The organism is Streptomyces sp. B21-105 (assembly GCF_036898465.1).
In the GTDB taxonomy this organism is placed as follows: Bacteria; Actinomycetota; Actinomycetes; order Streptomycetales; family Streptomycetaceae; genus Streptomyces.
Window position 1 is genome coordinate 2,103,588 of sequence record NZ_JARUMJ010000001.1, and the last position, 24,314, is coordinate 2,127,901.

Here is a 24,314-nt window from a genome sequence, read left to right on the forward strand (position 1 = left end):
GTTACGGGAGACCGGCTCAGTAGCCGCGCCACCAGGCCAGGAAGCGGCGCCAGGCGTTCGGCCTGCGGGCCGGCGCGGCCGGCTGCGTGGCCGGCTGCACGGGCGATGCCGCCGGTGCGGGCCGTGGAGCGGCGGCCGGCTCGGCGACGGGAACCGGCGCGGGCGCCGGAGTCGGCTCCGGAGCCGGAGTCGGCGCCGGAGCGGCCTGCGGCGCGGTGCTCACCGGGCGCACGGTCCGCTGCGGCGGCACCGGGGCGTGGCTCGGCTTGTGTTTGACGTCCTGCTGGGGCTTCGGCTCGAACCGGACCGGCAGTTCCACCAGATGGCGCGAGGCGATGGACGTCGTCCAGCGCAACTCGTCCTCGTCGCAGTCGAGTTGGATGTCAGGCAGCCGCATCAGCAGGGCGTCGACGCCGACGTCGGCGATGGCGCGCCCGATGTCCTGGCCGGGGCACTCGTGCGGGCCGCTGCCGAAGGCGAGATGGGAGCGGTTGCCCTGCATGTGGGCGGACAGGTCGGGGCGGACCCGGGGGTCCACGTTGCCGGGTGCGGGCGCGAAGAAGAGGCCGTCGCCCCGGCGGATGTGCTGACCGCCCAACTCCGTGTCCTGCTTGGCGAAGTAGCCGAAGATCGTGCTGAAGGGGGGCTCGTCCCACAGGGACTGCTCGACCGCCTCCGCCACCGTCATCTGGCCGCCGTTGAGCTGGGCGAGGAAACGGGGGTCGGTGAGGACCATGCGCAGCACGTTGGCGAGCAGGTTGACGGTGGCCTCGTAGGCGGCGAAGAGAACCAGGCGCAGATGCTCCCTGATCTCGTCGTCGGTGAGTGCGGCCGGGTGGCCGATGAGGTGGCTGGTGAAGTCGTCCTCGGGCTCGGCGCGGCGGCGGGCGGTGAGCCGGGCGAGCGCCCCCACGACGTACTCGTGGCTCGCGACCGCCGTCTCCGTGCCCTTGAGGGCGTCGCGGGCGGCGTGCACCATCGTGTCGTTGTACTCGTCGGGCATGCCAAGGACATGGCACATCACGGCCATCGGGAGGTGTTCGGCGAAGTCGCCGACCAGGTCCGCGCCGCCCTTCTCGCAGAAGCGGTTGACCAGTCGCTGGCTCGAGCGGTTGATGTGGCGGCGCACGCTGCGGTCGTCGATGGTGGCCAGGGCCGCGGTGACCGCGCCGCGCAGCCGCTTGTGCTCGTCGCCCTCGGCGTGGGCGCAGATGGGCTGCCAGGCGATGTGCGGCATGAGCGGGTGATCGGGCCTGACCTTGCCGTCCACCAGTTGCGACCAGGTGCGGGTGTCCTTGGTGAACTGCGAGGGCGTGCGCACCATGCGCAGGTTCTCGGCGTGACCGAGGACCATCCACATCGGCAGGTCGTCGTGGATCAGGACCGGCGCCACGGGGCCGTGTTCCTCGCGGAGCCGCTCGTACAGTTCGTTGAGGTCCTCCGCGCCGGGGCCGTACAGGCGGGCCAGTCCGCCGGGGCCCCGCACGTGCGCGGGGCAGCCGGGCGGCGGGCTGAGGGCGAGGTCGTTCGGACCGGTGGGGGCGCCGGTGGGGGTGGGGTGTTCGGGAGTCACAGGGGGTCGCTCCGAAACTTTGCTGAATCCGGTGTCGGTGGGTGGGTGGGTGCCGTGCGGGTCAGGTGAGGCTGCGGCTGAGCGCCAGGGAGTGCAGGAAGCGCATGAGGGTCATCAGGACGTCGCGGCTGGAGGCGCGGCGTCGGACGTCGCACTCCACGATCGGGATCTCGGGCGGCAGGTCGAGCGCGGCCCGCAGGTCGTCGAGGGGGTAACGGGGCCCGTCGGGGAAGGTGTTGACGGCGACGACGAAGGGCACGCCGCCCTCCTCCAGCCGGCCCATGACCTCGAAGCTGACCTCGAGGCGGCGGGTGTCGACCAGGACGACCGCGCCCAGCGCCCCTTCGAAGAGGCCGTTCCACAAGAACCAGAAACGCTCCTGGCCGGGGGTGCCGAAGAGGTAGAGCACGACCTGGTCGGTGATGCGGATGCGGCCGAAGTCCATGGCCACGGTGGTGGCGGTCTTGGTCTCGGAGCCGTAGTTGTCGTCGATCCCGATGCCCGCCTGGGTCATGGTCTCCTCGGTGGTCAGCGGCCTGATCTCGCTGACGGAACCGACCATGGTGGTCTTGCCGACGCCGAAGCCGCCCACGATGACGATCTTCGCCGCGGCGGTCGTGGTGTGCGGCAGGTGGTCCTCGGCCCGTGGGCCGGGGAGCGTGTCAGAGCCGTTGAAGTCCATGCATCACCGCTTCGAGAAGGGAACGGTCGGGGAGCTGCTGCCGGACGATGGGGGCGCGTGCCTGGACGAGCTCGGCCGCCAGCATCTCGGTGAGCAGCACCGTCACCACGCTGAACGGCAGGCCCAGGTAGGCCGACACCTCGGCCACCGAGAGCGGGGCTCCGCACATCCGCAGCACCGCGGTCTGTTCCGGCGGGGCGGAAGAGGGCGTCTCGGCGCACGCCACGATCAGCGTGACGAGGTCGAGGGGCGCCCGCTCGCCGTCCGCTCCCGTGATGATGTACAGCCGTTCGGGGTTCTTGCCCTCCCCCTCCTCCGGGGACCCCTCGGGTTGCGAGGAACGCATGGTCTGCGTAGGGGGCGGCGGAGGTACGGGCGGGGGAGGTACCGGCAGGGGTTGTCGCCGTCGGCGTTGCGGAGGGGTCATACGTTCTGCCCGTTGCGGCGGGGAGGACTGGTCAGGTGGGCGCCGATGCGGACGACCAGGTCGCGCATCATGCCGCTCATCCGGCCCGCCTCGCAGCGCACGTCGGCGAGGACCGCGAGGTAGGCGTTGGCGCCGGCCGACATCATGTAGAAGTAGCCGCCGCTCAGGTCGATGACGACCATGTCCATCTCGCCGCTGCTGGAGTGGATCTCCTGTCCGACGGCGGCGGCCAGGCTCTGCAGGCCGGCGCAGGCCGCGGCGACCCGGTCGGCGGCGTCGGGGTCACCGGCGTAACGGGCGATGCGCAGTCCGTCGGCCGACAGCACGACGATCATCTCGATGCCCGGAACGCCGTCGTAGAGCTCCTTGAGCAGCCAGTCGAAGTTTTGGCGCTGCTGGATCACGTGGGGTCCCCTTCATCGTCGGCCTCGGTCTTGGCCTTGTCTTCGAGCAGGTGCAGGTACGCGGTGGGGTTGCGGGTGAAGTCGGTGGGGTGGACGCCGGGCGGAGCCGCCTTCTTCAGGCCCTCCCAGAAGGCCTCGAAGGCCAGTCCGGGCTCGCGCTTCGGCTCGGGATCGGGCTCCGGCTCGGGCCGCGCGAACAGGTCGGGCTTGCCCTCGCGGGCGGCCTCCTGGGCGGCGTACGCCTCGGCGTAGCGCTGGGTGATCGGGATGGTGGTCTTGCTGCGGCGCTGGGGCAGGCCCTGGTCGGTCCACTCGGTGACCTCGGGCACGTCGTCGGTCAGGGAGACTCCGGCAGGAATACGCGCGTTGGTGGGGCGGCGCTTCTTGGGCGGGCGCTTGGGGCCCTCGCCGATCGTGCTCAGGTCGATCTGCGGTACGGCGGTGGCGCCGATGCCGTGCGCGAAGCCGGGGGCCGGGTCGGAGGTCTGCATCTCGCTCGGCACGATGAGGACGGCCCGGACGCCGCCGTAGGCCGACGTGCGCAACGAGACCTGGAGGTTGAAGGAGGTGCACAGACGGCCGACGACCGCGAGGCCCAGCCGAGGGGTGCCGCCGACGTCCTGGATGTCGACGCCTGCCTTGGCCTGCTCCAGCATGCGTTCGGCCTTGGCGCGGGCCTCCTCGCTGAGGCTGACGCCGGCGTCCTCGATCTCGATGGCGATGCCGGTCTGCACCTCGACGGCGTTGACGTGCACCTTGCTGTTCGGCGGCGAGTAGCGGGTGGCGTTGTCGAGGAGCTCGGCGAGCGCGTGGATGAGCGGTTCGACGGACAGCCCGCGGATGTTGACCTTGGCGATGGAGTCCAGCTGGATGCGCCGGTACTCGAGGATGCGGGACATGGCGCCGCGCAGCACGCTGTACAGCGGGACGGGCTGGGGCCAGTTGCGGCCGGGCCGGCCGCCGCCGAGCACGCCGATGGAGTCGGCGAGGCGGCCGATCAGCGAGGTGCCGTGGTCGATGCGCAGCAGGTCGTCGAAGACCTCGGGGTTGCGGCCGTGGTCCTCCTCCATCTCCCGCAGTTCCGCGGACTGCTGGTGGACGATGGCCTGCACCCGGCGGGCGACGCTGACGAAGGAGCGCTGGGCGGAGTCGCGCAGGGACTCCTCGTGGTCGACGATGTCGAGGATCCTGCGGACCACGGCGCGCTGCGCGTCGTCGAGTTCGCGGAAGGAAGGATCACTCTCGCTGAGGTCGCGCATCACCTCCCTGGGGGAATTTCCGGCGCGCAGCCACGAAACGGCGCTCGGCACGTGTTCGTGGGCGAGGCGGCGGTTCTCCTCCGCGTGGTCGGCGACGCGTCGTTCCAGGTATGCGAGGCGCTGGTCCCGCTCCGCGCGCAGTTCCCGCAGTTGCCGACCGCGACGGGCCGACTCGGCTCCCGCCGCGATCACCAGAAGGGTGGCGACGGCTCCGCAGACGCCGACGGCGACCCGCGCCTGCGCCGCCACCAGGGCGACGGCGGCTCCGGTCGCCGCGGCCATCAGTATCGCGGGCAGCAACAACACGCGTGCAAGGGGAAGTTCTCGGCGACCGGGTGGGGACTGAACACTCACCATGTGGGCACCCTCTGTAGGGATCTGTCGGCATCTTCGGGATATGTGGGAACAAGCGCACGAATTCGCCTCAACTCGGTGCGCCGCGGGCGAGCTTAGTCCGACCGGATCATCGCCGTGTCATATTCGGCAACCGTCTGAAACCGTTCCCGTACGTGGAGTAACCTCAACCCATTTGAACGCCATGCAATCACGCGAACACAGGGTGTAGCGACGCAAGGGCGTGCGAAACAGTTCACCGGGACGGATGGCAGCACCGCCCTTCGAGCGGCACCGCGCGAGGCTCGCCGCCACGAGGTCAGCCGGGCGCCGTCGGGTCAGCGGCCACGGCCCGCGCCGGTGACCCACGGGTCTCGTCGATCAGCACGGCCTGCGCCACGGCCTACGCCACGGCCTACGCACGGCCTGCGCCGGGGCCTACGCACGGCCTGCGCCGGGGCCCAGGCACGGCCGACGCCAGCCGGGCACGACTTCCCTCAGTCGCGCACGATACGCAGGGCGGCGTCCGCGGTGGCGCGGGCGAACCGCGGGGCGGAGCCCGCCGGACCCGACCGGCGGACGAGGATGACGCCCTCGATGAGCCCGAAGACCAGGTCGGTGCGCACAGCGAGCTCGTCCGCGTCGAGCGCGTCGCCCGCCTTGGTCGCGGCGATCAGCCGGCGGTAGGCGTCCTTGAGTTCGGCGCGCACGGCGTGGAAGCCGGCGAACCGCTCGGCGCGCACCTCAGGAAGCAGATAGAGGCCGCCGAGATTGTGGGGGCCGCCGCACAGCAGCTCCACGTCGGTGCGGCACAGCTCCCACAGCCGTTCCTCGGCCGGCCGCGCGGCGTCGGCGAGCAGCTCACGGGCGCGGGTCAGCGACGGTGCGACCGTCGACTCCAGCAGGTCCGCGAGCAGCTCCTCCTTGCCGGAGACGTAGTGGTACATGGTGGCCTGGCGCATGCCCGCCCGTTCGGCGACGGCCCGGGTCGTGGTGGCGGCGTAGCCGCGCGTGGTGAACAACTCCGCGGCCGCCACGAGCAGTTCGGCGCGCGGCGCGAGCCCGCTGTCCGGGCGTTGCGCGGCCCGCGGCCGGCCCACTCGACGCCCGCTGTCCGTCCCCATGCGTTCGATCCTCGCACACGCCCCCGTCCGGCGATCTTCGCCCGGGCCCCCGGTGAGAAGTCGGTAACCGGCCCGCAACCGGAGGGCAACGACGGCGACCCGCCCCGGACCTAATTTCTGTCGGGCGACAGAAATCAGCGCGACAGCGCCGGAACCGAGCTGCGGAGGTCCGCCATGGCGGCGACAGCGACCACATACGGAGCACGCGCCCACGCCCGGGCCCAGGAGGGCGCACACGCCGAGGCCATGCCGGTCGTCCCGGCCCGGGACTGGCCGGCCCCGCCCTGCGAGGCGGGACTCCTGGTCTGGGCGGAGACGGTCGCGGGCGGCAACTACACCCACCGCGTCCTGGCCCGGGGAACCGAACTGCGCCTGACCGACCTGCACGGCGACGCCTGCGCCCACCTCCTCCTGTTCGCCGCCGACCGGCCCTGGGAGCGGCTGAACGTCGCCGACACGGTCAAGGTGCAGTGGAACGCCTACCTCGGCGAGGGCGTCCTGCTCCTGTCCGACCAGGGCCGCGTCCTCGCCTCGGTCGTCGCCGACACCGCCGGCCGGCACGACGCCCTGTGCGGCACCTCCACGCTCGTGCGCAACACCGAGCGCTACGGCGACGGCACCCCGCAGTCCGCCTCCCCCGCCGGCCGGGAACTGTTCAAGCTGGCCGCCGCCAAGAACGGCCTCGAGCCCCGCGACCTGCCGCCCTCCCTCTCCTTCTTCCAAGGCGTGCGGGTCGGCGAGGACGGCGCCCTCGACTTCACCGGGTCGGCGGGCCCGGGCGGCAGCGTCACCCTGCGCGCCGAACAGGACGTGACGGTCCTGATCGCCAACGTGCCGCACCCGTCCGACCCGCGCCCGCAGTACGTCAGCACCGCGCTGGAGGTCCTCGCCTGGCGGGCCGGCCCGACCCGGCCGGGCGACCCCCTCTGGGAGGCCACCCCCGAGGGCCGCCGCGCCTTCCTCAACTCCGCCGAACACCTCACCGCCCGGGGGCTCGCATGAAGACCGTCGTTCCCGCCCGCGCCGCGTGGTCGTCCGTCGTCCGCGCCGGCGCCTGCCTCACCATCACCGACCTGCACGGCAACCAGGCCGTCGACTTCCTCGTGTACGACGCCCACGACACGTCCGTGCGCTACAGCGCCCCCGACACCATCCACGCCCAGGGCGGCATCTTCCTCACCGCGGGCAGCGTGCTGATGTCCAACGAGCACACTCCGCTGATGACGGTGACCGCCGACGCCGTGGGCCGCCACGACACCGTCGGCGGCGCCTGCTCCAAGGAGTCCAACACCCTGCGCTACGGCCACCACACCTTCTCCCAGCACGCCTGCGTGGACAACTTCCTCGCCGAGGGCGCCCGGCACGGCCTCGGCAAGCGGGACCTGGTCTCCAACATCAACTGGTACATGAACGTGCCCGTCGAGAAGGACGGCACCCTCGGCATCGTCGACGGCCTCTCCGCGCCCGGTCTGTCCCTCTCGCTGCGCGCCGAACGGGACGTGCTGGTGCTGGTCTCCAACTGCCCGCAGATCAACAACCCGTGCAACGGCTTCGAGCCGACGGCGGTGGAAATGACGATCACCGAGCCGACGGCGGTGGAGACGACGATCACCGAGCCGACAGCGGTGGAGACGGCGATCACCGAGGCGGCCGGCGCATGACCTTCGACACGGTGCTGGTCGCCAACCGGGGCGAGATAGCCGTCCGCATCATCCGCACCGCCCGCGAACTCGGCCTGCGCACGGTCGCGGTGTACTCCGACCCCGACCGCTCGGCGCCGCACGTCCGGCTCGCCGACGAGGCCGTGCGGCTCGGGCCGGCCCCCGCGAAGGAGTCCTACCTCGACGCCGACCTGGTCCTGCGGGCCGCCAAGGACACCGGGGCCGGCGCGGTCCACCCGGGGTACGGCTTCCTCTCCGAGGACGCCTCCTTCGCCCGCCGCTGCGCCGACGCCGGCATCGTCTTCGTCGGTCCGACCCCCGAGCAGCTGGAGCTGTTCGGCGCCAAGCACACCGCCCGGGCGGCGGCGAAGGCCGCCGGGGTGCCACTGGCGCCGGGCACGGACCTGCTCGCCTCGCTGGCCGAGGCGCAGGAGAAGGCCCAGGTCATCGGCTATCCGGTGATGCTGAAGGCGACCGGGGGCGGCGGCGGGATCGGCATGTCGGCCTGCGCCGGTCCCGACGAGCTCGCCGACGCCTGGGAACGCGTCCAGCGCGTCGCCGCAGCCTCCTTCGCCACCGCCGGCGTCTTCCTGGAACGGCTCGTCGGCGACGCCCGCCACGTCGAGGTCCAGGTGTTCGGCGACGGCCGGGGCGACGTCGTCGTCCTCGGCGACCGCGACTGCTCGCTGCAGCGCCGCAACCAGAAGGTCCTGGAGGAGGCCCCCGCGCCCGGCATCCCGGACCACGTGCGCGCACGGCTCGCCGCCGGCGCCCGCGACCTGTGCGCCTCCGTCCGCTACCGCTCCGCCGGCACCGTCGAGTACGTCTATGACGCGGCCCGCGAGGAGGCGTACTTCCTCGAGGTCAACACCCGGCTCCAGGTGGAGCATCCGGTCACCGAGGAGATCTACGGCGTCGACCTCGTCGCCTGGATGCTGCGGCTGGCGCGCGGCGAGGAGGACGTCGTCCGCGACCCCGGCCCGCCGCGCGGCCACGCCGTGGAGGCCCGCCTCTACGCGGAGGACCCGAGCCGCGGACACCGGCCCAGCGCCGGCCTGCTGACCCGGGTGGAGTTCCCCGAGGGGGTGCGCGTCGACGGCTGGGTGGAGACCGGCACCGAGGTGACGACGTCGTACGACCCCATGCTCGCGAAGGTGATCGCGCACGGCCCGGACCGCACGGAGGCCCTGCGGCGCCTCGACGCCGCCCTGGCCCGCACCCGAATCGACGGCATCGAGACCAACCTGGGGCTGGTGCGGGCGGCGCTGACCGACGACCGCCTGGTCACGGCCACCCACTCGACGGCGACCCTCGCCGAGGTGCACGACCCCACCCCGCGCGTGGAGGTGGTCTCCGGCGGCACCCTCACCACCGTCCAGGACTGGCCCGGCCGCACCGGCCACTGGCAGGTGGGCGTCCCCCCGTCCGGCCCGATGGACGACCGATCCTTCCGCCTCGGCAACCGGGCGCTCGGCAACCCCGAGGGCGCCCCGGGCCTGGAGTGCACCCTGCGCGGTCCGGCCCTGCGGTTCAGCCACGCCACGACCGTCTGTGTGACGGGCGCGCCCGCGACCGTCACCGTGGACGGCGCCACGGTCGCCCAGTGGGAACCGCTGACCGTGCCCGCCGGCTCCCTGCTGGAGGTCGACGCGCCGAGCGGACACGGGCTGCGCACCTACGTCCTGTTCGCGGGCGGTCTGGACGTCCCCGCCTTCCTGGGCAGCGCGAGCACCTTCACACTGGGCCGGTTCGGCGGGCACGGCGGACGGGCGCTGCGGACGGGCGACGTCCTGCACGGCGGGACGACCGCCGAGGGCTCCCCGGTCACGGACCGGCCGTCCTTCGGATCCGTCTGGGACGTCGGCGCTGTCGAAGGACCCCACGCCGCACCGGAGTTCTTCACCGAGGACGACATCCGCGACTTCTACGCCGCCGACTGGAAGGTCCACTTCAACTCGGCGCGCACCGGGGTGCGTCTGATCGGACCCAAGCCGCGCTGGGCGCGCACCGACGGCGGCGAGGCGGGCCTGCACCCGTCCAACATCCACGACACGCCGTACTCCGTCGGCGCCGTCGACTACACGGGCGACATGCCGGTGCTGCTCGGACCGGACGGGCCCTCGCTCGGCGGGTTCGTGTGCCCGGCGACGGTCCTGAGCTCCGAGCGCTGGAAACTGGGCCAGCTGCGGCCCGGCGACACGGTCCGCTTCCGGCCGGTGGCCGTGGACGGCGCACCGCGCGCCGCGATCGAAGACGGCGGCGTGCTGGCCCGGGACGGCGACGTGACGTACCGGCGCAGCGGCGACGACAACCTGCTGGTCGAGTTCGGCCCGATGCAGCTGGACCTGACCCTGCGGATGCGGGTGCACGCCCTGATGGAGGCGGTCGCCGAGACCGGCCCCGACGGCGTCACCGACCTCACCCCGGGCATCCGCTCCCTGCAGATCCAGACCGACCCGGACCGTCTCCCCCTGCCCGAACTCCTCACGGCCGTACGGCGGACGGTGGCCGCGCTGCCGCCCACGGACCAGCTGGTCGTGCCCTCCCGCACCGTGCACCTGCCGCTCTCCTGGGACGACCCCGCGACCCGGGAGGCCATCGCGCGCTACATGGCGGGCGTCCGCGACGACGCCCCCTGGTGCCCGTGGAACATCGAGTTCATCCGCCGCGTCAACGGCCTCGGCACCCCGGCGGACGTCTACGACACGGTCTTCGCCGCGGAGTACCTGGTCCTGGGACTCGGCGACGTCTACCTGGGCGCGCCGGTGGCCACCCCGCTCGACCCCCGGCACCGGCTGGTGACGACGAAGTACAACCCGGCGCGCACCTGGACGGCCGAGAACTCGGTGGGCATCGGCGGGGCGTACCTGTGCATCTACGGCATGGAGGGACCCGGCGGCTACCAGTTCGTGGGCCGGACGACACAGGTGTGGTCGCCCTGGCAGCAGCGCGGCGCGTTCGCACCCGGCTCACCCTGGCTGCTGCGCTTCTTCGACCGGATCCGCTGGTACCCGGTCGACGCCGACGAACTGCTGGAACTGCGCGCCGACATCACCTCCGGCCGGTTCGTCCCGCGCATCGAGGAGGGCACCTTCTCGCTCGCCGCGTACCGGACCTTCCTCACCGAACACGCCGAGTCCATCGCCGCGTTCAGGACGGGCCAGCAGGCGGCGTTCGCGGCGGAGCGCGACGCGTGGGAGGCTGCGGGCGAGTTCGCGCGGGCGGAGGCGGCGACGGCGCCGCCCGCACCCCCCGCCGAGGTGAGCGTCCCCGCGGGCGGCCGGCTGGTCGAGGCGGAGTTCGCCGCGTCCGTGTGGCAGGTGAACGTCTCGCCCGGGGACGAGGTGAGCGCGGGTCAGCCGCTGCTCTCCCTGGAGGCGATGAAGATGGAGTCCAGGGTGCGGGCGCCGGTCGACGCCGTGGTGGCGCAGGTGCTGGCCCGGCCCGGCGACCAGGTGGAGGCGGGGACGGCGCTGGTCGTCCTGGCCCCGGCCGCGAACTGAGAGGAACCCCCATGTCGACGACGCTCCGCCGGATCCGCGCCGCCTACGACCGCGTCGAGGCCGTGGACCGCCCCGAGATCTGGATCGCCCTGCGCCCGCGGGAGGAGGCCGAGGCGGAGGCCCGCGCGATCGACGAACGCGTCGCCGCCGGGGCCCGCCTCCCCCTCGCCGGGCGGCTCTTCGCCGTCAAGGGCAACATCGACGCGGCCGGCCTGCCCACCACCGCGGGCTGCCCGGCGTACGCCTACGAACCCGCCGAGGACGCCCAGGCGGTGGCCGGTCTGCGCGCGGCCGGCGCGCTGCTGCTCGGCACGACGAACCTGGACCAGTTCGCGACGGGCCTGGTGGGGACCCGCTCCCCGTACGGCGCGGTCCGCAACGCGTGGGATCCGGCCCGTATCAGCGGCGGCTCCAGCTCCGGCTCTGCCGTCGCGGTCGCCCTCGGCATCGTCGACCTCGCGCTCGGCACGGACACCGCCGGCTCGGGCCGCGTGCCGGCCGCCTTCAACGGCATCGTCGGACTGAAGCCGACCCGGGGTCTGGTGCCGACCACGGGTGTCGTCCCGGCCTGCGCGTCCCTGGACTGTGTGACGGTGTTCGCCCGCACCCTCGCGGAGGCCGAGCAGGCCCTGGCGCACATGGCCGCCGGCCCCGTGCCGGCCCTCCCCGGGCGCGCTCCCGGCCCCTGGCGGATCGCCGTCCCGCCACGCGAGCAGCTCGGCGAGCTGGACGAGGGCTGGGGCGAGGCGTACGAGGCGGCGGCTCGACAGCTCACCGCCGCCGGCGCCGAACTCCGCCCCCTGGACCTGACCCCCTTCACCGAGGCCGCGGCCATGCTCTACGAGGGCGCCTTCGTGGCCGAGCGCTACACCGCCGTGGGCGCCTTCGTCGACAAGGCGACGGCCGAGAGCGGGGAGGGCCTCGACCCCACGGTCGCCGGCATCATCCGGGCCGCCCGCGACATCCCCGCCCACCGGCTCTTCGCCGACCAGGACCGGCTGGCCGCGCTGCGCACCCGCGCCCTGACCGAACTGGCCGACGCGGACGCCCTGCTGCTTCCCACCGCCCCCGGACATCCCACACTCGCGGAGGTCGCCGCCGACCCGCTGGGCGCCAACGCCCGGCTGGGCCGCTTCACCAACTCCACCAACCTCTTCGACCTGGCGGCGGTGGCCGCGCCGGCCGGCGAGGTGAACGGGCTCCCGTTCGGCGTGATGCTGGTCGGTCCGGCGCACACGGACGAGCGGCTCACCCGGATCGCCGCACTGCTCCAGCCGGAGACCCGACTGGCCGTGGTGGGCGCGCATCTGACGGGCCAGCCGCTGAACCCGCAACTGCTGGCGGTGGGCGCCCGGCTCGACGTCACGATCACGACGGCCCCGCTCTACCGCCTGCACGCCCTGCGCACCTCACCCCCGAAGCCGGGTCTGGAGCACGTGGGCGAGGGGGGTGCGGCCGTCGAGGCCGAGGTGTGGCGCCTGCCCGCGGAGGGCCTCGGCCGCCTGCTGTCCACACTCCCCCGCCCCATGGCGCTGGGCAGCGTGCGCCTGTCGGACGGCAGCAGCGTCCCCGGATTCCTGTGCGAGCCCGGCGCGCTGACAGACGCCGAGGACATCACCCCCCACGGCAGCTGGCGCGCCTATCTGAACCACCACCAGCGGTAATCCCCCACCGACCAACCGCGTCACACCGAGGCCAGCGCCGTGAAGAGCCCCGGAAAGGGCAGCACCCCCAGGGGCGCGGGGAGCTGCGCACCCAAAACCCCGGGCCCCCCACAATCAGGGGCGCGGGGATCACACCCCCAGGGGCGCGGGGAACTGCGCGACCAGCCACGAACTCCCCGCACCCGCCACCCCGCGCTCACCCCACCGACGAGTAGGCCACCACTCCCCGCAGCAGCTGATCGACAGCCTTGCGCGCAGCCTTCGCCACGGTCGAGCCCTCCGCAGGAGAAGCCGCCGAGATCTGCCCCAGCACGTCGATGACCTGCTTGCACCAGCGCACGAAGTCGCCGGCCGGCATCTCCGCCTCGCGCAGCACCTCGTCGAGGCTCTTGCCGGAGGCCCACATGTAGGCGGACCAGGCGAACCCCAGGTCGGGTTCGCGCTGTCCCACGCCCTCGGTCTGGCTGATCCGGAAGTCCTCTTCCAGCGCGTCCAGCCGACCCCAGATCCGGACCATCTCACTGAGCGCGGCCTTCGCCTTGCCGGAGGGCAGCTTCGGCGCCATCGCGTCATCGCCGACCCGCGCCTCGTAGACCAACGCCGAGACGCAGGCGGCGAGTTCGGCGGGGGCCAGCCCCTCCCACACGCCGGCGCGCAGGCATTCGCTGGCGAGCAGGTCGAGTTCGCCGTAGAGCCGGGCGAGCCGCTTGCCGTGCTCGGTGACCTCGTTGCCCCGCAGATAGTCCAGCTCGGTCAGCAGCGCCACGATCCGGTCGAAGGTGCGGGCGATCGTGTTGGTGCGTCCCTCGATGCGGCGCTCCAGCTGCGAGGTGTCCCGCAGCAGCCGGTGGTAGCGCTCGGCCCAGCGGGCGTGGTCCTCCCGGTCGGAGCAGCCGTGGCAGGGGTGCGCCCGGATCGCGGTGCGAAGCCGGGCGATCTCCCGGTCGTCGGCGGCCTGGGAGCGCTGCTTGCGGGCCCGCTCCGGCGGAATGTGCCCGGCCTTGGTCCGCAGCGCGGAGGCCAGGTCGCGGCGGGACTGCGGCGAGCGCGGGTTGAACGTCTTCGGGATCCGCATCCGCTCCAGCGCCTCGACCGGCACCGGGAAGTCCATCGACGCCAGCCGCTTGACCTGCCGCTCGGCGGTGAGGACCAGCGGGCGCGGCCCGTCGTGGTGGTCGAAGCCGCGGTGGCCGTTGGCCCGCCCGGCCGGAAGCCCCGGGTCCAGCACCAGCGCCAGGCCCGCGTACTTGCCGGTGGGCACGTGGATGACGTCCCCGGGCTTGAGCTTCTCCAGGGCCACGGCGGCCTCGGCGCGCCGCTGGGCCGCGCCCTGCTTGGCCAGCTCCGTCTCACGGTCCTTGAGGTCGCGGCGCAGCCGCGCGTACTCGTCGAAGTCGCCGAGGTGGCAGGTCATGGAGGACTTGTAGCCCTCGAGCCCCTCTTCGTTGCGCTGCACCTGCCGGGAGATCCCGACCACCGACCGGTCGGCCTGGAACTGCGCGAACGACGTCTCCAGCAGTTCGCGGGAGCGGTGCCGGCCGAACTGCTCGACGAGGTTGACCGCCATGTTGTAGGACGGCTTGAAGCTCGAGCGCAGCGGATAGGTGCGGGTGCCCGCGAGCCCGGCCAGGTGGTCGGGGTTCATGGCGCGCTGCCAGAGCACGACGGCATGCCCCTCGACGTCGATGCCCCGCCGGCCCGCGCGCCCGGTGAGCTGGGTGTACTCGCCGGGGGTGATGTCGGCGTGCTGCTCGCCGTTCCACTTGACGAGCTTTTCCAGGACGACCGAACGGGCCGGCATGTTGATGCCCAGGGCGAGCGTCTCGGTCGCGAAGACGGCCTTCACCAGGCCGCGCACGAACAGCTCCTCGACGACCTCCTTGAACGAGGGCAGCATGCCCGCGTGGTGGGCGGCGATGCCCCGCTCCAGGCCCTCCAGCCACTCGTAGTAGCCGAGGACGTGCAAATCCTCGTGAGGGATGGTGGCCGTGCGCTCCTCGACCAGGGCACGGACCTTGGCGCGGGACTCCTCGTCGTTCAGCCGCAGTCCGGCGTACAGGCACTGCTGGACGGCGGCCTCGCAGGCGGCGCGGCTGAAGATGAACGTGATGGCGGGCAGCAGCCCTTCGGCGTCGAGTCGCTCGATGACCTCCGGCCGCCCCGGCGTCCACACCCGCGAGCGCTGCCGGCGCTCCCGCTCACGATCGGCCTCGCGTGCGTTACGGCCGCGCCTGCGGTCCTGGTAGGAGGGCTTGGAGGCCTCCATGCGGGCCAGCCGGGCGAGGTCGGGATTGACGGCCCTGCGGTGCCCCTCACCCTCCTCGAACAGGTCGTACATCCGCCGGCCGGCGAGGACGTGCTGGAACAGCGGCACCGGCCGGTGCTCGGAGACGATCACCTCGGTGTCCCCGCGCACGGTGTCCAGCCAGTCGCCGAACTCCTCGGCGTTGGAGACGGTCGCCGACAGGGAGACCAGGGTGACCGACTCGGGGAGGTGGATGATCACCTCCTCCCACACGGCGCCCCGGAAGCGGTCGGAGAGGTAGTGCACCTCGTCCATCACCACGTATCCGAGGCCGAGGAGGGTCTGCGAGCCGGCGTACAGCATGTTCCGCAGCACCTCGGTGGTCATCACGACCACCGGGGCGTCGGAGTTGACGCTGTTGTCGCCGGTGAGCAGACCGACCTTGTCGCTGCCGTAGCGGCGGCACAGGTCGGAGTACTTCTGGTTGGACAGCGCCTTGATGGGCGTCGTGTAGAAGCACTTCTTGCCCTGTTGGAGAGCGAGGTGGACGGCGAACTCGCCCACGATCGTCTTGCCGGAGCCGGTGGGCGCGGCGACCAGGACGCCCTTGCCCGCCTCGAGCGCCCGGCAGGCCTCGATCTGGAAGGGGTCGAGACCGAAGTCGTACATCTCGCGGAAGGACGCGAGCGAGGTGGCCTGCTCGACAGCGCGCTTACGTGCTGCCTCGTACCGCTCGGCCGGTGAGAGATCCTCTGTCATCGTGCTTTCGAGCGTACCGGGCCACACCGACAACAGGACGATCATTATCCGGATCGGCTGCCGTCGACCCTCGGTACGCCCAGGTCACCGGACCGCAGCCGCCCGTCCGCGACCCGCCGCGATGGCCGTGATCAGAGGGATCCCTCTGATCACGGCCATCGCCCCGAAAAGCCCTCCGACGTCTGTCAGGTCACGTCGTCATACCCGTTGACGCGGTCCGTGGTCGACTGCTCCGGCAGCGACCGGCTCGCGGTGACCGTCTCGACCTCGCCGAGGGCCTCGGGGGTGAGGTCCAGGTCGGAGGCCTCGTCGTCGGCCGGTCCCAGGGCGTCGCGACGGCTCTTCCGGCGGTCGTTGAGCAGGGAGAAGGCGGTCGCACAGAAGTAGAGAACCCAGATGGGACCGGCGAGCGCCAGCATGGTCAGCGGGTCGGTGCTGGGCGTGGCGACCGCGGCGAACACGGTGATGCCCATGATCATCCCGCGCCACCAGCCGAACATGCGCCTGCCGGTGAGCACCCCGGTCAGGTTGAGCATCACCAGCAGCAGCGGCAGCTCGAACGAGAGGCCGAAGACCAGCACCATGCGCACGATCAGGTCGAGCAGGTCGTCCAGCGGCAGCTGGTTGTCCAGGTCCGCGGGCGAGAACTGGAGCAGCACCTTGGCCATGGTCGGCAGCGTCTTGTACGCGAAGAACGCTCCGCCGAGGAACAGCGGAACACCCGTGCCGACGAACACGTAGGCGTACTTGCGCTCGTGCTTGTGCAGGCCGGGCGCGACGAAGGCCCACAGCTGGTAGAGCCAGACCGGCGACGCGAAGATCACGCCGGCCATCAGGGACACCTTCAGGGCGAGCGTGAACGGCGTGAGCAGGCCGTTCAGCACGATACGGGCGCAGGTGCCGCTGCGCTTCTGCGCCAGCTCCGAGAAACTGGAGTCACACCCCACGGCATGCAGGATCGGGTTCGTGAAGAACTCGATGATGTTCTTGTAGAAGAAGGCGGCCACGATCGTCACGACGACGATGGCCAGCATCGCCTTCGCGAGCCGGTTGCGGAGCTCACGAAGGTGATCCGCGAGGGGCATCCGCCCCTCGGGGTCCATCTCCTCTTTGCGGGCAGACTTCAGCAACCCACGTTCCCATCTCGTTCGGCGGGCCGGAGGTCACCGGCCCTGCGTCAGCGCTTGGTCGTGTCCGTCGGTTCGGTGACCGGACGGGAGCTGGTCACGTCACCGGGAGAGGCCTGGATGGTGCGCTGAGCCGGGGGCTGCTCCTCGTTGTGGGGCGGCCCGGCCGGGGTGGCCGTGCTGCTGCCGTCTTCCTTCATCGCCTTGGCCTCGCTCTTGAGGATGCGAGCGGACTTGCCGAGCGACCGCGCCATGTCGGGAAGCTTCTTGGCGCCGAACAGCAGGATGACGACGACGAGGATGAGAATGATCTCGGGGGCGCCGAGCCTTCCGAACATAAGTCTTTACCTTCTCACCGAGGCTGCGGGGGTGGGTGCCGTCCGACCGGTCGGACAACTGTCCGAACGATCGTGTTGACAGCGATCGTAACGCTCAGGGGTAAACGTGAGGCAATCCCTGTGCCTACTCCCGGTGCGCGGTCCGGGCCTCGTTATCCGAGCCGCGACCAGCAGCGTACCTGCCTCCCCCACCGGCGCGGGAGGGCGAAGTGGCCCAAAACGCATTCCCCGCGGGACTCCCGGAACAGCGACAGCTCGTCGCCAGGCCCCTCGACCACCGCGGTCACAGGGCGTCCACCGCGCGAGCCGCGCTCGCCGCCGCCCGCTCCAGGTCCTGAGCGGCCCGGTCGATACGGCGTGCGGACTCCGCGACCTGCCGCCCCAGACGCCGCGCCTCCACGAAGACCCGCACGGCGAACACCGCGAGAACGGCGAGACCCGCAAAACCCAACACAACCGCGCACATCGCCCAGAACATGAGGCCGAGCCTAGACCCCGCTACGGGGTCTGCAGACGCAGGGTCCTGACCCCGCCGCCGGTGAGCAGCTCCACGATCCGCTCACCGGCCGGCTTGCGCACCGCCGCCCCGCAGTCGGGGCAGGTGAACGAGTAGAACGTGGTGCGGCTGGAGGCGCCGATCGCCAGCCGCAGCGCGCTCGCGGTCAGCTCGAAACACCCCCGGCAGTCCGGACAGCCGGCCCGGAACCGGACCGGCGCCACACTGCGCATCCCCGCGAACGCGGACGCCACCGACAGACCCCGCACCCCGGACGTCACCGGCTCGCTCAACTCTTCTGCTCCCGCCCGTCGCCCTGCTGCCGCGGCCGCTCCCCCGGCAGCGCCGCCGCACCGGCGGCCGCCCCCGCCTCGAACCCGTCGTACGCCGCCAGCGCCTCGCGGGCGGCCCGGCGGGCGCTGTCGGCGAGGTCCGGCGGCGAGACGATCCGCCCGTCACGCCCGAGCCGCAGCGCCAGCCTCCGCAGCGAGGCCGGGTCGGGCGTACGAAGAGTGATACGCAGCCCGCCGTCGGCAAGTTCATCGGCGCTGTCGTGCGGGTAGTACTCGGCGACCCAGCGGCCCCCCGGGCCCACCTCCACGACGACCTCCGGGTCCTCCGCGGACGGCTGCACCAGCGCCTCCGACAGGTCCCGCAGTTCGATCTCCGGCGGCGCCGACGGCTCGTCGAGGATCCTGATCTCCGCCACCCGGTCCAGCCGGAACGTGCGGCGCGCCTCCGAGCGGCGGCACCAGGCCTCCACATACGTGTGACCCACACTGACCAGGCGGATCGGGTCGATCTCGCGCTCGGTGACCTCGTCACGGGCGGGCGAGTAGTAGCGGATCCACAGCCGGCGCCGCTCGGAGATCGCCCGGTCGACGTCGGCGAACACCCCGCCCTCGGACTCGAACGTCACCGACAAGCGGGAGCTCGCACCGGCCGCCTCGCCCGCCGCGGTCTCCACCTTCGCCGTGGCGCGCAACAGCGCCTGCCGGTCGCTCTCGCGCAGTCCGGGCAGCGTCGCCACCGCCCGCGCCGCCACCAGCAGCGCGGTCGCCTCGTCGGCGGCCAGCCGCAACGGCTCGGCGGCGTCCGCGCCGAGCGCGGCCGGGTTGTGCCACCAGATGCGCTCACCGTCGGTGTCGATGTCGAGGAGGTCACCCCCGCGGAAACTGGTGCCGCACATGGGCAGTACGTCGAGGTCGGAGACCAACTCGTCCTCGGTGATGCCGAAGGCGCGTGCCACGTCCTCGACGCGCGCGCCGGGACGCTCCCTGAGGTACGTCACCAGGGAGAGCATCCGCCGGGTCTGGTCGATCGCGTTCGTGGGCCTGACCGGTTTGCCTGCCACTGTGTTGCTCGCTCCCCCTCAGCCCTTGGCCACGGCCCGTAGCCGGTCCACGACATCCGCCCGCAGCTCGGCCGGCTCCAGCACCACCACGTCCGGCCCGAACTCCACCAGCCAGGCGTCCAGGCCGTGCCCGTACGGAATCTCCAACTCGTCCCAGCCGTCCCCGAGTTCCCGCACCGCCGTGGCCTTGGCCCGCAACGGGTACCCCGCGTCCGTCCGCAGCCGGATCAGCGCGCTGCGGTCGGCGCTCTCCCCCGCCCAACTGGCGACGGTCTCGCGCACCGTGACGACATCGGGAACCGGCGCGGTGAAGCGCGCCCCCCTCGAACGCACCTTGCCCGTGATCCGCGACAGCCGGAACACCCGCTCGGCACCCCGGTCACGGTCGAAACCGGCCAGATACCAGTGCCCGCGCCAGCACTCCAACGCCCACGGCTCGACATGCCGCGGCTCCGGATGCGCGGCGGTCGCCTTGCGATAGTCGAACACCACCGGCCGGCGGTCGCGGCAGGCCAGCATCAGCGGCTCGAACGCGGCTTCGTGCACGGGAATCCGGGGCTCCAGCGCACCGTGGGCCTCGTAGGGGTCGACGTCCTCGGGCAGTCCCGCCGCCCGCAGCTTCTGCAGAGCGCCACTGGCCGCCCCCGCCAGCCGGGCCTGCTGCCACACCTTGGCGGCCAGACCCAGAGCCGCGGCCTCCTCGGCGTCCAAAGTGATCGGCGGCAGACGGTTGCTGTCCCTGCGGGCCAGATAACCGATCTCGCCGTCCAGGCTCTCCACGGTCTCGATGACCAGGCCCAGCTCACGGAGATCGTCCTTGTCCCGCTCGAACATCCGGTTGAAGGAGTCCTCCGACGCCGCCGCGCCGTGCCCGGACCGCAAGGTCTCGACGTACGCCTCGATGGAATCGCGCAGCTCACGCTTGCTGAGCGGCCTGCGCGTCCCGAGCAGACACAGCGCGAGGTTCATCAGCCGCTCGGCCTTGGCAATGGCCATCGACGCCCTTCGCCTCCCCTATGGTGCTTACGATCGACGACCGTACCGCCCCGCGGTGCCCGGACAAAAGCCGAGGGCCCATGCCCAGGCAGGCATGGGCCCCGGATGATCGACACCGGTCACGCCATGATCGGCGCCGACCGGACACGCCGGGGTCAGACCCCGAGCAGGTCCACCACGAAGATCAGCGTCTCGCCCGGCTTGATCGCCGGCGTCGGGCTCTGGTTGCCGTAGGCGAGGTGGGCCGGAATGGTCAGCTGACGACGCCCGCCGACCTTCATGCCCTGCACACCCTGGTCCCAGCCCTTGATGACCCGGCCGCCGCCGAGCGGGAAACGGAACGGCGTCCCGCGGTTCCAGCTGGCGTCGAACTCCTCACCGGTACTGAAGGCGACACCCACGTAGTGGACGCTGACGTTGTGGCCCGCCTGCGCGACCTCGCCGTCGCCCTCCCAGATGTCCTTGATCTCGAGGTCCGCCGGGGGCTCGCCACCGGGGAAGTCGATCTCGGGCTTGTCAATGCTCACGTCACTGGCTCCTGCACGTCTCACGGAAAAGCAACAACACCGACAGTCTTACACCTTGGACGACCTCACGCCTTGGCGATGACGTCCACCGAGAACACCATCGTGGAGTCCTTCTCGATGCCGCTGCCACTCGGCGGGTTGTCCCCGTAACCCAGCGACGGCGGAATCACGATGACGACCCGGCTGCCCACCTTCTTGCCCGTCAGACCCTGCGCCCAGCCCGGGACCACCTGCTGCAGCGAGAACGACGTCAGCGCCTTGCTGCTGTACGTCGAGTCGAACTCCTTGCCCGTGTCCCAGACGACGCCCTTGTACTGCACCAGCACGGTGTCGTCCGCCGCGAGCACGGCGCCGTCCCCCTCGATCACGTACTTCGACACCAGCTTCGTCGGCGCCTTCGACTTGGGGATCTCGATCGAGGGCGCCTTGCCGTCGGTGTTCGTGCCGACCTTGGGCCCCCCGGCATCGTTCTGCGGCACGTCCTTGCCCTTGGCCGAAGCCGTCGAGTTGAACGTGTTCTCGATGTCGAACACGAACACCAGGGTGTCGGTGCCCGTGATCCCCGCCTGCGTGTTGCCCTCCTTGCCGAAACCCCAGGCCGGCGGCACCGAGAACAGCACCCGGCTGCCGGTCTTCTTCCCCGCCAGCGCATAGGTCCAGCCCTCCAGGTTGCCGCCCTTGGCAAGCCGGGTGAACTGCGTCTTCTTGGAGTCGTAGGAGTTGAGGAGAACCTTCCCGCTGGCCCAGATCTGACCGAGACAGTGGGCCTGGACGTAGTCGTTCTCCGCGACGGTCTTACCGCTGCCCGCGATCACCGTCTTCACCGCCAACTGATCCGACGGCGCACCGCTGCCCTTGGCCACCGTCGGCTTCTCACCGAACTTCACCCCCGCCGTGATGGCCGGCAACGGACCGTCCACGATCTTCGGCGGAGGAGCCGCGGACGAAGCCCCCGCAGAGGGCGACGCACTGTCGCTCGCCTTGCTCGTGTCGGACTTGTCGTCGCCGCACCCGGCGAGCGTGACCAGTCCCGCGGGTACAGCGGCAAGGATGAGGGAGCGTCGGCGCACGATGAAAGCCTCGTAATCGATCGATCTTCTGATGGCGTGCGCGCAACTCTACGACGCGACACGGGCACCGTACGGGAAACGTACGGTGCCCGTGTTGCGTTCCGTTCCGTGCGCGGAGCACGCGCGGAACACATCCCTCACATGCCGGCGATCAGCTTCTCCACCCGGTCGTCCACCGAACGGAACGGGTCCTTGCACAACACCGTGCGCTGCGCCTGGTCGTTCAGCTTCAGATGCACCCAGTCCACCGTGAAGTCCCGACGCTGCTCCTGCGCACGACGGATGAAGTCACCGCGCAACCGCGCCCGAGTCGTCTGCGGCGGCACCGACTTGCCCTCGAAGATCTTCAAGTCGTTGCAGATCCGCGCCGCCTGACCCTTGCGCTCCAACAGGTAGTACAGGCCACGACGCCGATGGATGTCGTGGTAGGCGAGGTCTATCTGCGCCACACGCGGATGCGACATCGTCATGTTGTGCTTCGCCCGGTACCGCTCGATGAGCTTGTACTTCATCACCCAGTCGATCTCGGTACCGATCCGGTCCAGGTCCTCCGCCTCGATCGCGTCCAGCGTGCGACCCCACAGCTCCAGAACCTGCTCCACCGTGCCCGTACGGACGCCGCGGCGCTCGACGAAGTCCACGGCCTTCTCGTAGTACTCCCGCTGCACCTCCAGCGCCGAGGCCTCACGACCGCTGGCCAGCCGGACCTTGCGCCGGCCCGTGATGTCATGACTGACCTCACGGATCGCCCGGATCGGGTTCTCCAGCGTCAGATCCCGCATCACCGTGCCCGCCTCGATCATGCGCAGCACCAGATCGGTCGCCCCGACCTTCAGCAGCATGGTCGTCTCGGACATGTTCGAGTCGCCCACGATGACATGCAGCCGCCGATACCGCTCAGCGTCCGCATGCGGCTCGTCGCGGGTGTTGATGATGGGCCGCGAGCGGGTCGTCGCCGACGACACACCCTCCCAGATGTGCTCGGCCCGCTGACTGACGCAGTAGACCGCCCCACGGGGCGTCTGCAGCACCTTGCCCGCGCCGCACAGCAGCTGCCGGGTCACCAGGAACGGAATCAGGATGTCCGCCAACCGGGAGAACTCCCCGTGCCGCGCCACCAGATAGTTCTCGTGACAACCATAAGAGTTGCCCGCCGAGTCCGTGTTGTTCTTGAAGAGGTAGACGTCGCCCGCGATTCCTTCCTCGTGCAGGCGTCGCTCCGCGTCCACCAGGAGTCCCTCGAGAATGCGCTCGCCGGCCTTGTCGTGGGTGACCAACTCGGTCACGTTGTCACATTCCGGTGTCGCGTATTCCGGATGCGAACCCACGTCGAGATAGAGACGGGCGCCGTTCCGCAGAAAGACATTGCTGCTTCGGCCCCATGACACGACACGGCGGAAGAGGTACCGCGCCACCTCGTCGGGAGACAGCCGACGCTGTCCCCTGAACGTACATGTGACGCCGTACTCGTTCTCCAGCCCGAAAATGCGGCGGTCCATGACTGAACATTACGCCCGATCCCCTGAACTGAAACGGGGTTCGGCAGCACGGTTTGGATCATTTTCCGATGAAGCCGCAACAACCCCACCACCGGCCGGAACTGCCAGTACCCGCCCCGTCGCCAGCAAAACCACCAACGACACCACCCCCGCCACAGCCGGCGCCGCGAAACCCCACAACGCCCCACCCTCCTGCACCACCGGACCCGCCAGCCCCGTACCCACCGACGCACCCACCGTGAACGTCGTCACCAACCACGAGAACGCCTCCGTCACCGTCCCCGCCGGCGCATGCCGATCCACGATCACGAACGCACACGCGATCACCGGCGCCAGGAACAACCCCGCCACCGCCGTCAACGCCACCATCGCCACCGCCCCCGGCATCAGCGGCAACGGCAGATAACACACCGCCAAAAGAGCCACCAACACCCGCAACCGCCGCTCCGGCGCCCCCACCCACCGCCGCGCCCCGTACACCAGGCCCCCGACCAGCGCACCAAGACCCAACGCCGCCATCAACCAGCCGTACACCACATCCCCGCCGTGCCCGTCCGCATACGCCACCGACGCCACCGTGATCGAACCCAACGCCATCCCGATGAACAAGAACGCCCCCAGCAACGCCAGCAGACCCCTCGAGCGCAACGCACCCAGCCAGTGCGCCTCACGCGGAGCCGAACGCCACGCACGCGACGGCGGCGACACCACCACCCACAACGCCCCCGCCACCCCCACCGCGCTCAGCACCGCCACAGCCGCCCGAGCCGACCACAACGACACACACAACGTCACCAGCAACGGCCCCACCGTGAACATCACCTCCTGCGCCACCGCGTCCATCGCATACGCCGTGTGCACCTGCTCCTCACGCCGCAGCACCGACGGCCACAACGCCCGCAGACCACCCTCCAGCGGCGGCGTGAACAGCCCGGAAGCCGCCACCGCCGCATACGCCACCGACAGCGGATCCGTGCCCGCGAACGCGAAAACCGTCATCGCCCCGGCCGAGACCAGCGCCGCCGGCAACTGCACCCGCGGCTGCCCGTGCAGATCCACCAGCCGCCCCAGCAGCGGCTGACCCATGGCGTTCGCAACCCCGTACACCGCCGCCAGCCCGCCCGCGAGACTGTACGAACCACCCTGCGCCCGCACGAACAACACGATCGCGACAGCCGCCGTCGCATTGGGCAACCGACCCACCAGCGTGCCCACGAGCAGCCTGGCAGCATGCTTCGCCCTGAGGATCTCCAGGTATCCCGCGGCCAATGTC

Annotated in this window: 21 protein-coding genes; 4 read left to right on the plus strand and 17 right to left on the minus strand. The window is 71.3% G+C overall.

What is annotated here, in order from left to right:
• Positions 1-16: 16 nt before the first annotated feature.
• The 6 genes from QA802_RS09475 to QA802_RS09500 form a co-directional block, all read right to left on the minus strand.
• The gene (locus tag QA802_RS09475) at positions 17-1,573 is read right to left on the minus strand and encodes a cytochrome P450 (RefSeq protein ID WP_334519949.1); all 1,557 of its coding nucleotides are present in this window, start codon (positions 1,571-1,573) and stop codon (positions 17-19) included.
• A gap of 61 nt (positions 1,574-1,634) precedes the next feature.
• The gene (locus tag QA802_RS09480; RefSeq protein ID WP_319166164.1) at positions 1,635-2,255 is read right to left on the minus strand and encodes a GTP-binding protein; all 621 of its coding nucleotides are present in this window, start codon (positions 2,253-2,255) and stop codon (positions 1,635-1,637) included.
• The gene (locus tag QA802_RS09485; protein WP_334519953.1) at positions 2,236-2,682 is read right to left on the minus strand and encodes a DUF742 domain-containing protein; all 447 of its coding nucleotides are present in this window, start codon (positions 2,680-2,682) and stop codon (positions 2,236-2,238) included. The genes QA802_RS09480 and QA802_RS09485 overlap by 20 nt, the downstream gene beginning before the upstream one ends.
• The gene (locus QA802_RS09490; RefSeq protein ID WP_306953797.1) at positions 2,679-3,086 is read right to left on the minus strand and encodes a roadblock/LC7 domain-containing protein; all 408 of its coding nucleotides are present in this window, start codon (positions 3,084-3,086) and stop codon (positions 2,679-2,681) included. Before QA802_RS09490 ends, QA802_RS09485 begins: the two co-directional genes overlap by 4 nt.
• Positions 3,083-4,702 carry a sensor histidine kinase gene (locus QA802_RS09495; protein WP_334519958.1) on the minus strand — a complete coding sequence of 540 codons (1,620 nt, stop codon included), beginning with the start codon at positions 4,700-4,702 and terminating at the stop codon, positions 3,083-3,085. Before QA802_RS09495 ends, QA802_RS09490 begins: the two co-directional genes overlap by 4 nt.
• A 473-nt stretch (positions 4,703-5,175) precedes the next feature.
• Positions 5,176-5,802: a TetR/AcrR family transcriptional regulator gene (locus QA802_RS09500; protein WP_334519960.1), complete on the minus strand. Its 627-nt coding sequence runs from the start codon at positions 5,800-5,802 to the stop codon at positions 5,176-5,178.
• A gap of 174 nt (positions 5,803-5,976) precedes the next feature.
• Between QA802_RS09500 and QA802_RS09505 the strand changes: the two genes are divergently transcribed.
• Genes QA802_RS09505 through atzF form a run of 4 tightly spaced genes read left to right on the plus strand, consistent with a single transcriptional unit; the run spans position 5,977 to position 12,630 of the window.
• Positions 5,977-6,804 carry an urea amidolyase associated protein UAAP1 gene (locus tag QA802_RS09505; protein WP_334519962.1) on the plus strand — a complete coding sequence of 276 codons (828 nt, stop codon included), beginning with the start codon at positions 5,977-5,979 and terminating at the stop codon, positions 6,802-6,804.
• Positions 6,801-7,463: an urea amidolyase associated protein UAAP2 gene (locus QA802_RS09510; RefSeq protein WP_334519964.1), complete on the plus strand. Its 663-nt coding sequence runs from the start codon at positions 6,801-6,803 to the stop codon at positions 7,461-7,463. The genes QA802_RS09505 and QA802_RS09510 overlap by 4 nt, the downstream gene beginning before the upstream one ends.
• Entirely contained in the window at positions 7,460-10,966 is a 3,507-nt protein-coding gene (locus QA802_RS09515) for a 5-oxoprolinase/urea amidolyase family protein (protein WP_334519967.1), read from the plus strand. The genes QA802_RS09510 and QA802_RS09515 overlap by 4 nt, the downstream gene beginning before the upstream one ends.
• An 11-nt stretch (positions 10,967-10,977) precedes the next feature.
• The gene (atzF, locus tag QA802_RS09520; protein ID WP_334519970.1) at positions 10,978-12,630 is read left to right on the plus strand and encodes an allophanate hydrolase; all 1,653 of its coding nucleotides are present in this window, start codon (positions 10,978-10,980) and stop codon (positions 12,628-12,630) included.
• Between the two features lie 196 nt (positions 12,631-12,826).
• Here atzF and QA802_RS09525 read toward each other — a convergent pair whose 3' ends face one another.
• The 11 genes from QA802_RS09525 to QA802_RS09575 all read right to left on the minus strand — a co-directional run bounded on the left by QA802_RS09525 (position 12,827) and on the right by QA802_RS09575 (position 24,310).
• Complete coding sequence (locus QA802_RS09525) at positions 12,827-15,679, minus strand: DEAD/DEAH box helicase (protein ID WP_334519973.1); 2,853 nt, start codon at positions 15,677-15,679, stop codon at positions 12,827-12,829.
• A gap of 140 nt (positions 15,680-15,819) precedes the next feature.
• The gene (tatC, locus tag QA802_RS09530) at positions 15,820-16,764 is read right to left on the minus strand and encodes a twin-arginine translocase subunit TatC (RefSeq protein WP_334519976.1); all 945 of its coding nucleotides are present in this window, start codon (positions 16,762-16,764) and stop codon (positions 15,820-15,822) included.
• Positions 16,765-16,811: 47 nt separating this feature from the next.
• Entirely contained in the window at positions 16,812-17,099 is a 288-nt protein-coding gene (tatA, locus tag QA802_RS09535; RefSeq protein WP_319166174.1) for a Sec-independent protein translocase subunit TatA, read from the minus strand.
• Between the two features lie 283 nt (positions 17,100-17,382).
• Entirely contained in the window at positions 17,383-17,577 is a 195-nt protein-coding gene (locus QA802_RS09540) for a hypothetical protein (RefSeq protein WP_319166175.1), read from the minus strand.
• A 20-nt stretch (positions 17,578-17,597) separates the two neighbouring features.
• Positions 17,598-17,888 (minus strand): hypothetical protein, encoded by a 291-nt coding sequence (locus tag QA802_RS09545; protein ID WP_334519981.1) that lies wholly within the window; start codon positions 17,886-17,888, stop codon positions 17,598-17,600.
• A complete protein-coding gene (locus tag QA802_RS09550) occupies positions 17,885-18,949 on the minus strand; it encodes a helix-turn-helix transcriptional regulator (protein WP_334519984.1) in 1,065 nt (354 codons plus the stop codon). Before QA802_RS09550 ends, QA802_RS09545 begins: the two co-directional genes overlap by 4 nt.
• A gap of 18 nt (positions 18,950-18,967) precedes the next feature.
• Entirely contained in the window at positions 18,968-19,945 is a 978-nt protein-coding gene (locus tag QA802_RS09555) for a helix-turn-helix transcriptional regulator (protein WP_334519986.1), read from the minus strand.
• A gap of 155 nt (positions 19,946-20,100) precedes the next feature.
• Positions 20,101-20,472: an FKBP-type peptidyl-prolyl cis-trans isomerase gene (locus QA802_RS09560; RefSeq protein WP_020128331.1), complete on the minus strand. Its 372-nt coding sequence runs from the start codon at positions 20,470-20,472 to the stop codon at positions 20,101-20,103.
• 65 nt (positions 20,473-20,537) lie between these two features.
• The gene (locus QA802_RS09565) at positions 20,538-21,542 is read right to left on the minus strand and encodes an FKBP-type peptidyl-prolyl cis-trans isomerase (RefSeq protein ID WP_334519988.1); all 1,005 of its coding nucleotides are present in this window, start codon (positions 21,540-21,542) and stop codon (positions 20,538-20,540) included.
• A 137-nt stretch (positions 21,543-21,679) separates the two neighbouring features.
• Positions 21,680-23,041, minus strand: a complete 1,362-nt coding sequence (pafA, locus tag QA802_RS09570; protein ID WP_057579606.1) for a Pup--protein ligase — start codon at positions 23,039-23,041, stop codon at positions 21,680-21,682.
• A 9-nt stretch (positions 23,042-23,050) separates the two neighbouring features.
• Positions 23,051-24,310 carry an MFS transporter gene (locus tag QA802_RS09575; protein ID WP_334519991.1) on the minus strand — a complete coding sequence of 420 codons (1,260 nt, stop codon included), beginning with the start codon at positions 24,308-24,310 and terminating at the stop codon, positions 23,051-23,053.
• Between the last annotated feature and the right edge of the window lie 4 nt (positions 24,311-24,314).

Bases quoted from the DNA above. Each gene is read 5' to 3' on its own strand.
- pafA (WP_057579606.1), bottom strand. From the start codon at position 23,041: ATGGACCGCCGCATTTTCGGGCTGGAGAACGAGTACGGCGTCACATGT.
- QA802_RS09495 (WP_334519958.1), bottom strand. From the start codon at position 4,702: ATGGTGAGTGTTCAGTCCCCACCCGGTCGCCGAGAACTTCCCCTTGCA.
- QA802_RS09480 (WP_319166164.1), bottom strand. From the start codon at position 2,255: ATGGACTTCAACGGCTCTGACACGCTCCCCGGCCCACGGGCCGAGGAC.
- QA802_RS09540 (WP_319166175.1), bottom strand. From the start codon at position 17,577: ATGTTCTGGGCGATGTGCGCGGTTGTGTTGGGTTTTGCGGGTCTCGCC.
- atzF (WP_334519970.1), top strand. From the start codon at position 10,978: ATGTCGACGACGCTCCGCCGGATCCGCGCCGCCTACGACCGCGTCGAG.
- tatA (WP_319166174.1), bottom strand. From the start codon at position 17,099: ATGTTCGGAAGGCTCGGCGCCCCCGAGATCATTCTCATCCTCGTCGTC.
- QA802_RS09485 (WP_334519953.1), bottom strand. From the start codon at position 2,682: ATGACCCCTCCGCAACGCCGACGGCGACAACCCCTGCCGGTACCTCCC.
- QA802_RS09555 (WP_334519986.1), bottom strand. From the start codon at position 19,945: ATGGCCATTGCCAAGGCCGAGCGGCTGATGAACCTCGCGCTGTGTCTG.
- QA802_RS09505 (WP_334519962.1), top strand. From the start codon at position 5,977: ATGGCGGCGACAGCGACCACATACGGAGCACGCGCCCACGCCCGGGCC.
- QA802_RS09500 (WP_334519960.1), bottom strand. From the start codon at position 5,802: ATGGGGACGGACAGCGGGCGTCGAGTGGGCCGGCCGCGGGCCGCGCAA.
- QA802_RS09510 (WP_334519964.1), top strand. From the start codon at position 6,801: ATGAAGACCGTCGTTCCCGCCCGCGCCGCGTGGTCGTCCGTCGTCCGC.
- QA802_RS09515 (WP_334519967.1), top strand. From the start codon at position 7,460: ATGACCTTCGACACGGTGCTGGTCGCCAACCGGGGCGAGATAGCCGTC.
- QA802_RS09525 (WP_334519973.1), bottom strand. From the start codon at position 15,679: ATGATCGTCCTGTTGTCGGTGTGGCCCGGTACGCTCGAAAGCACGATG.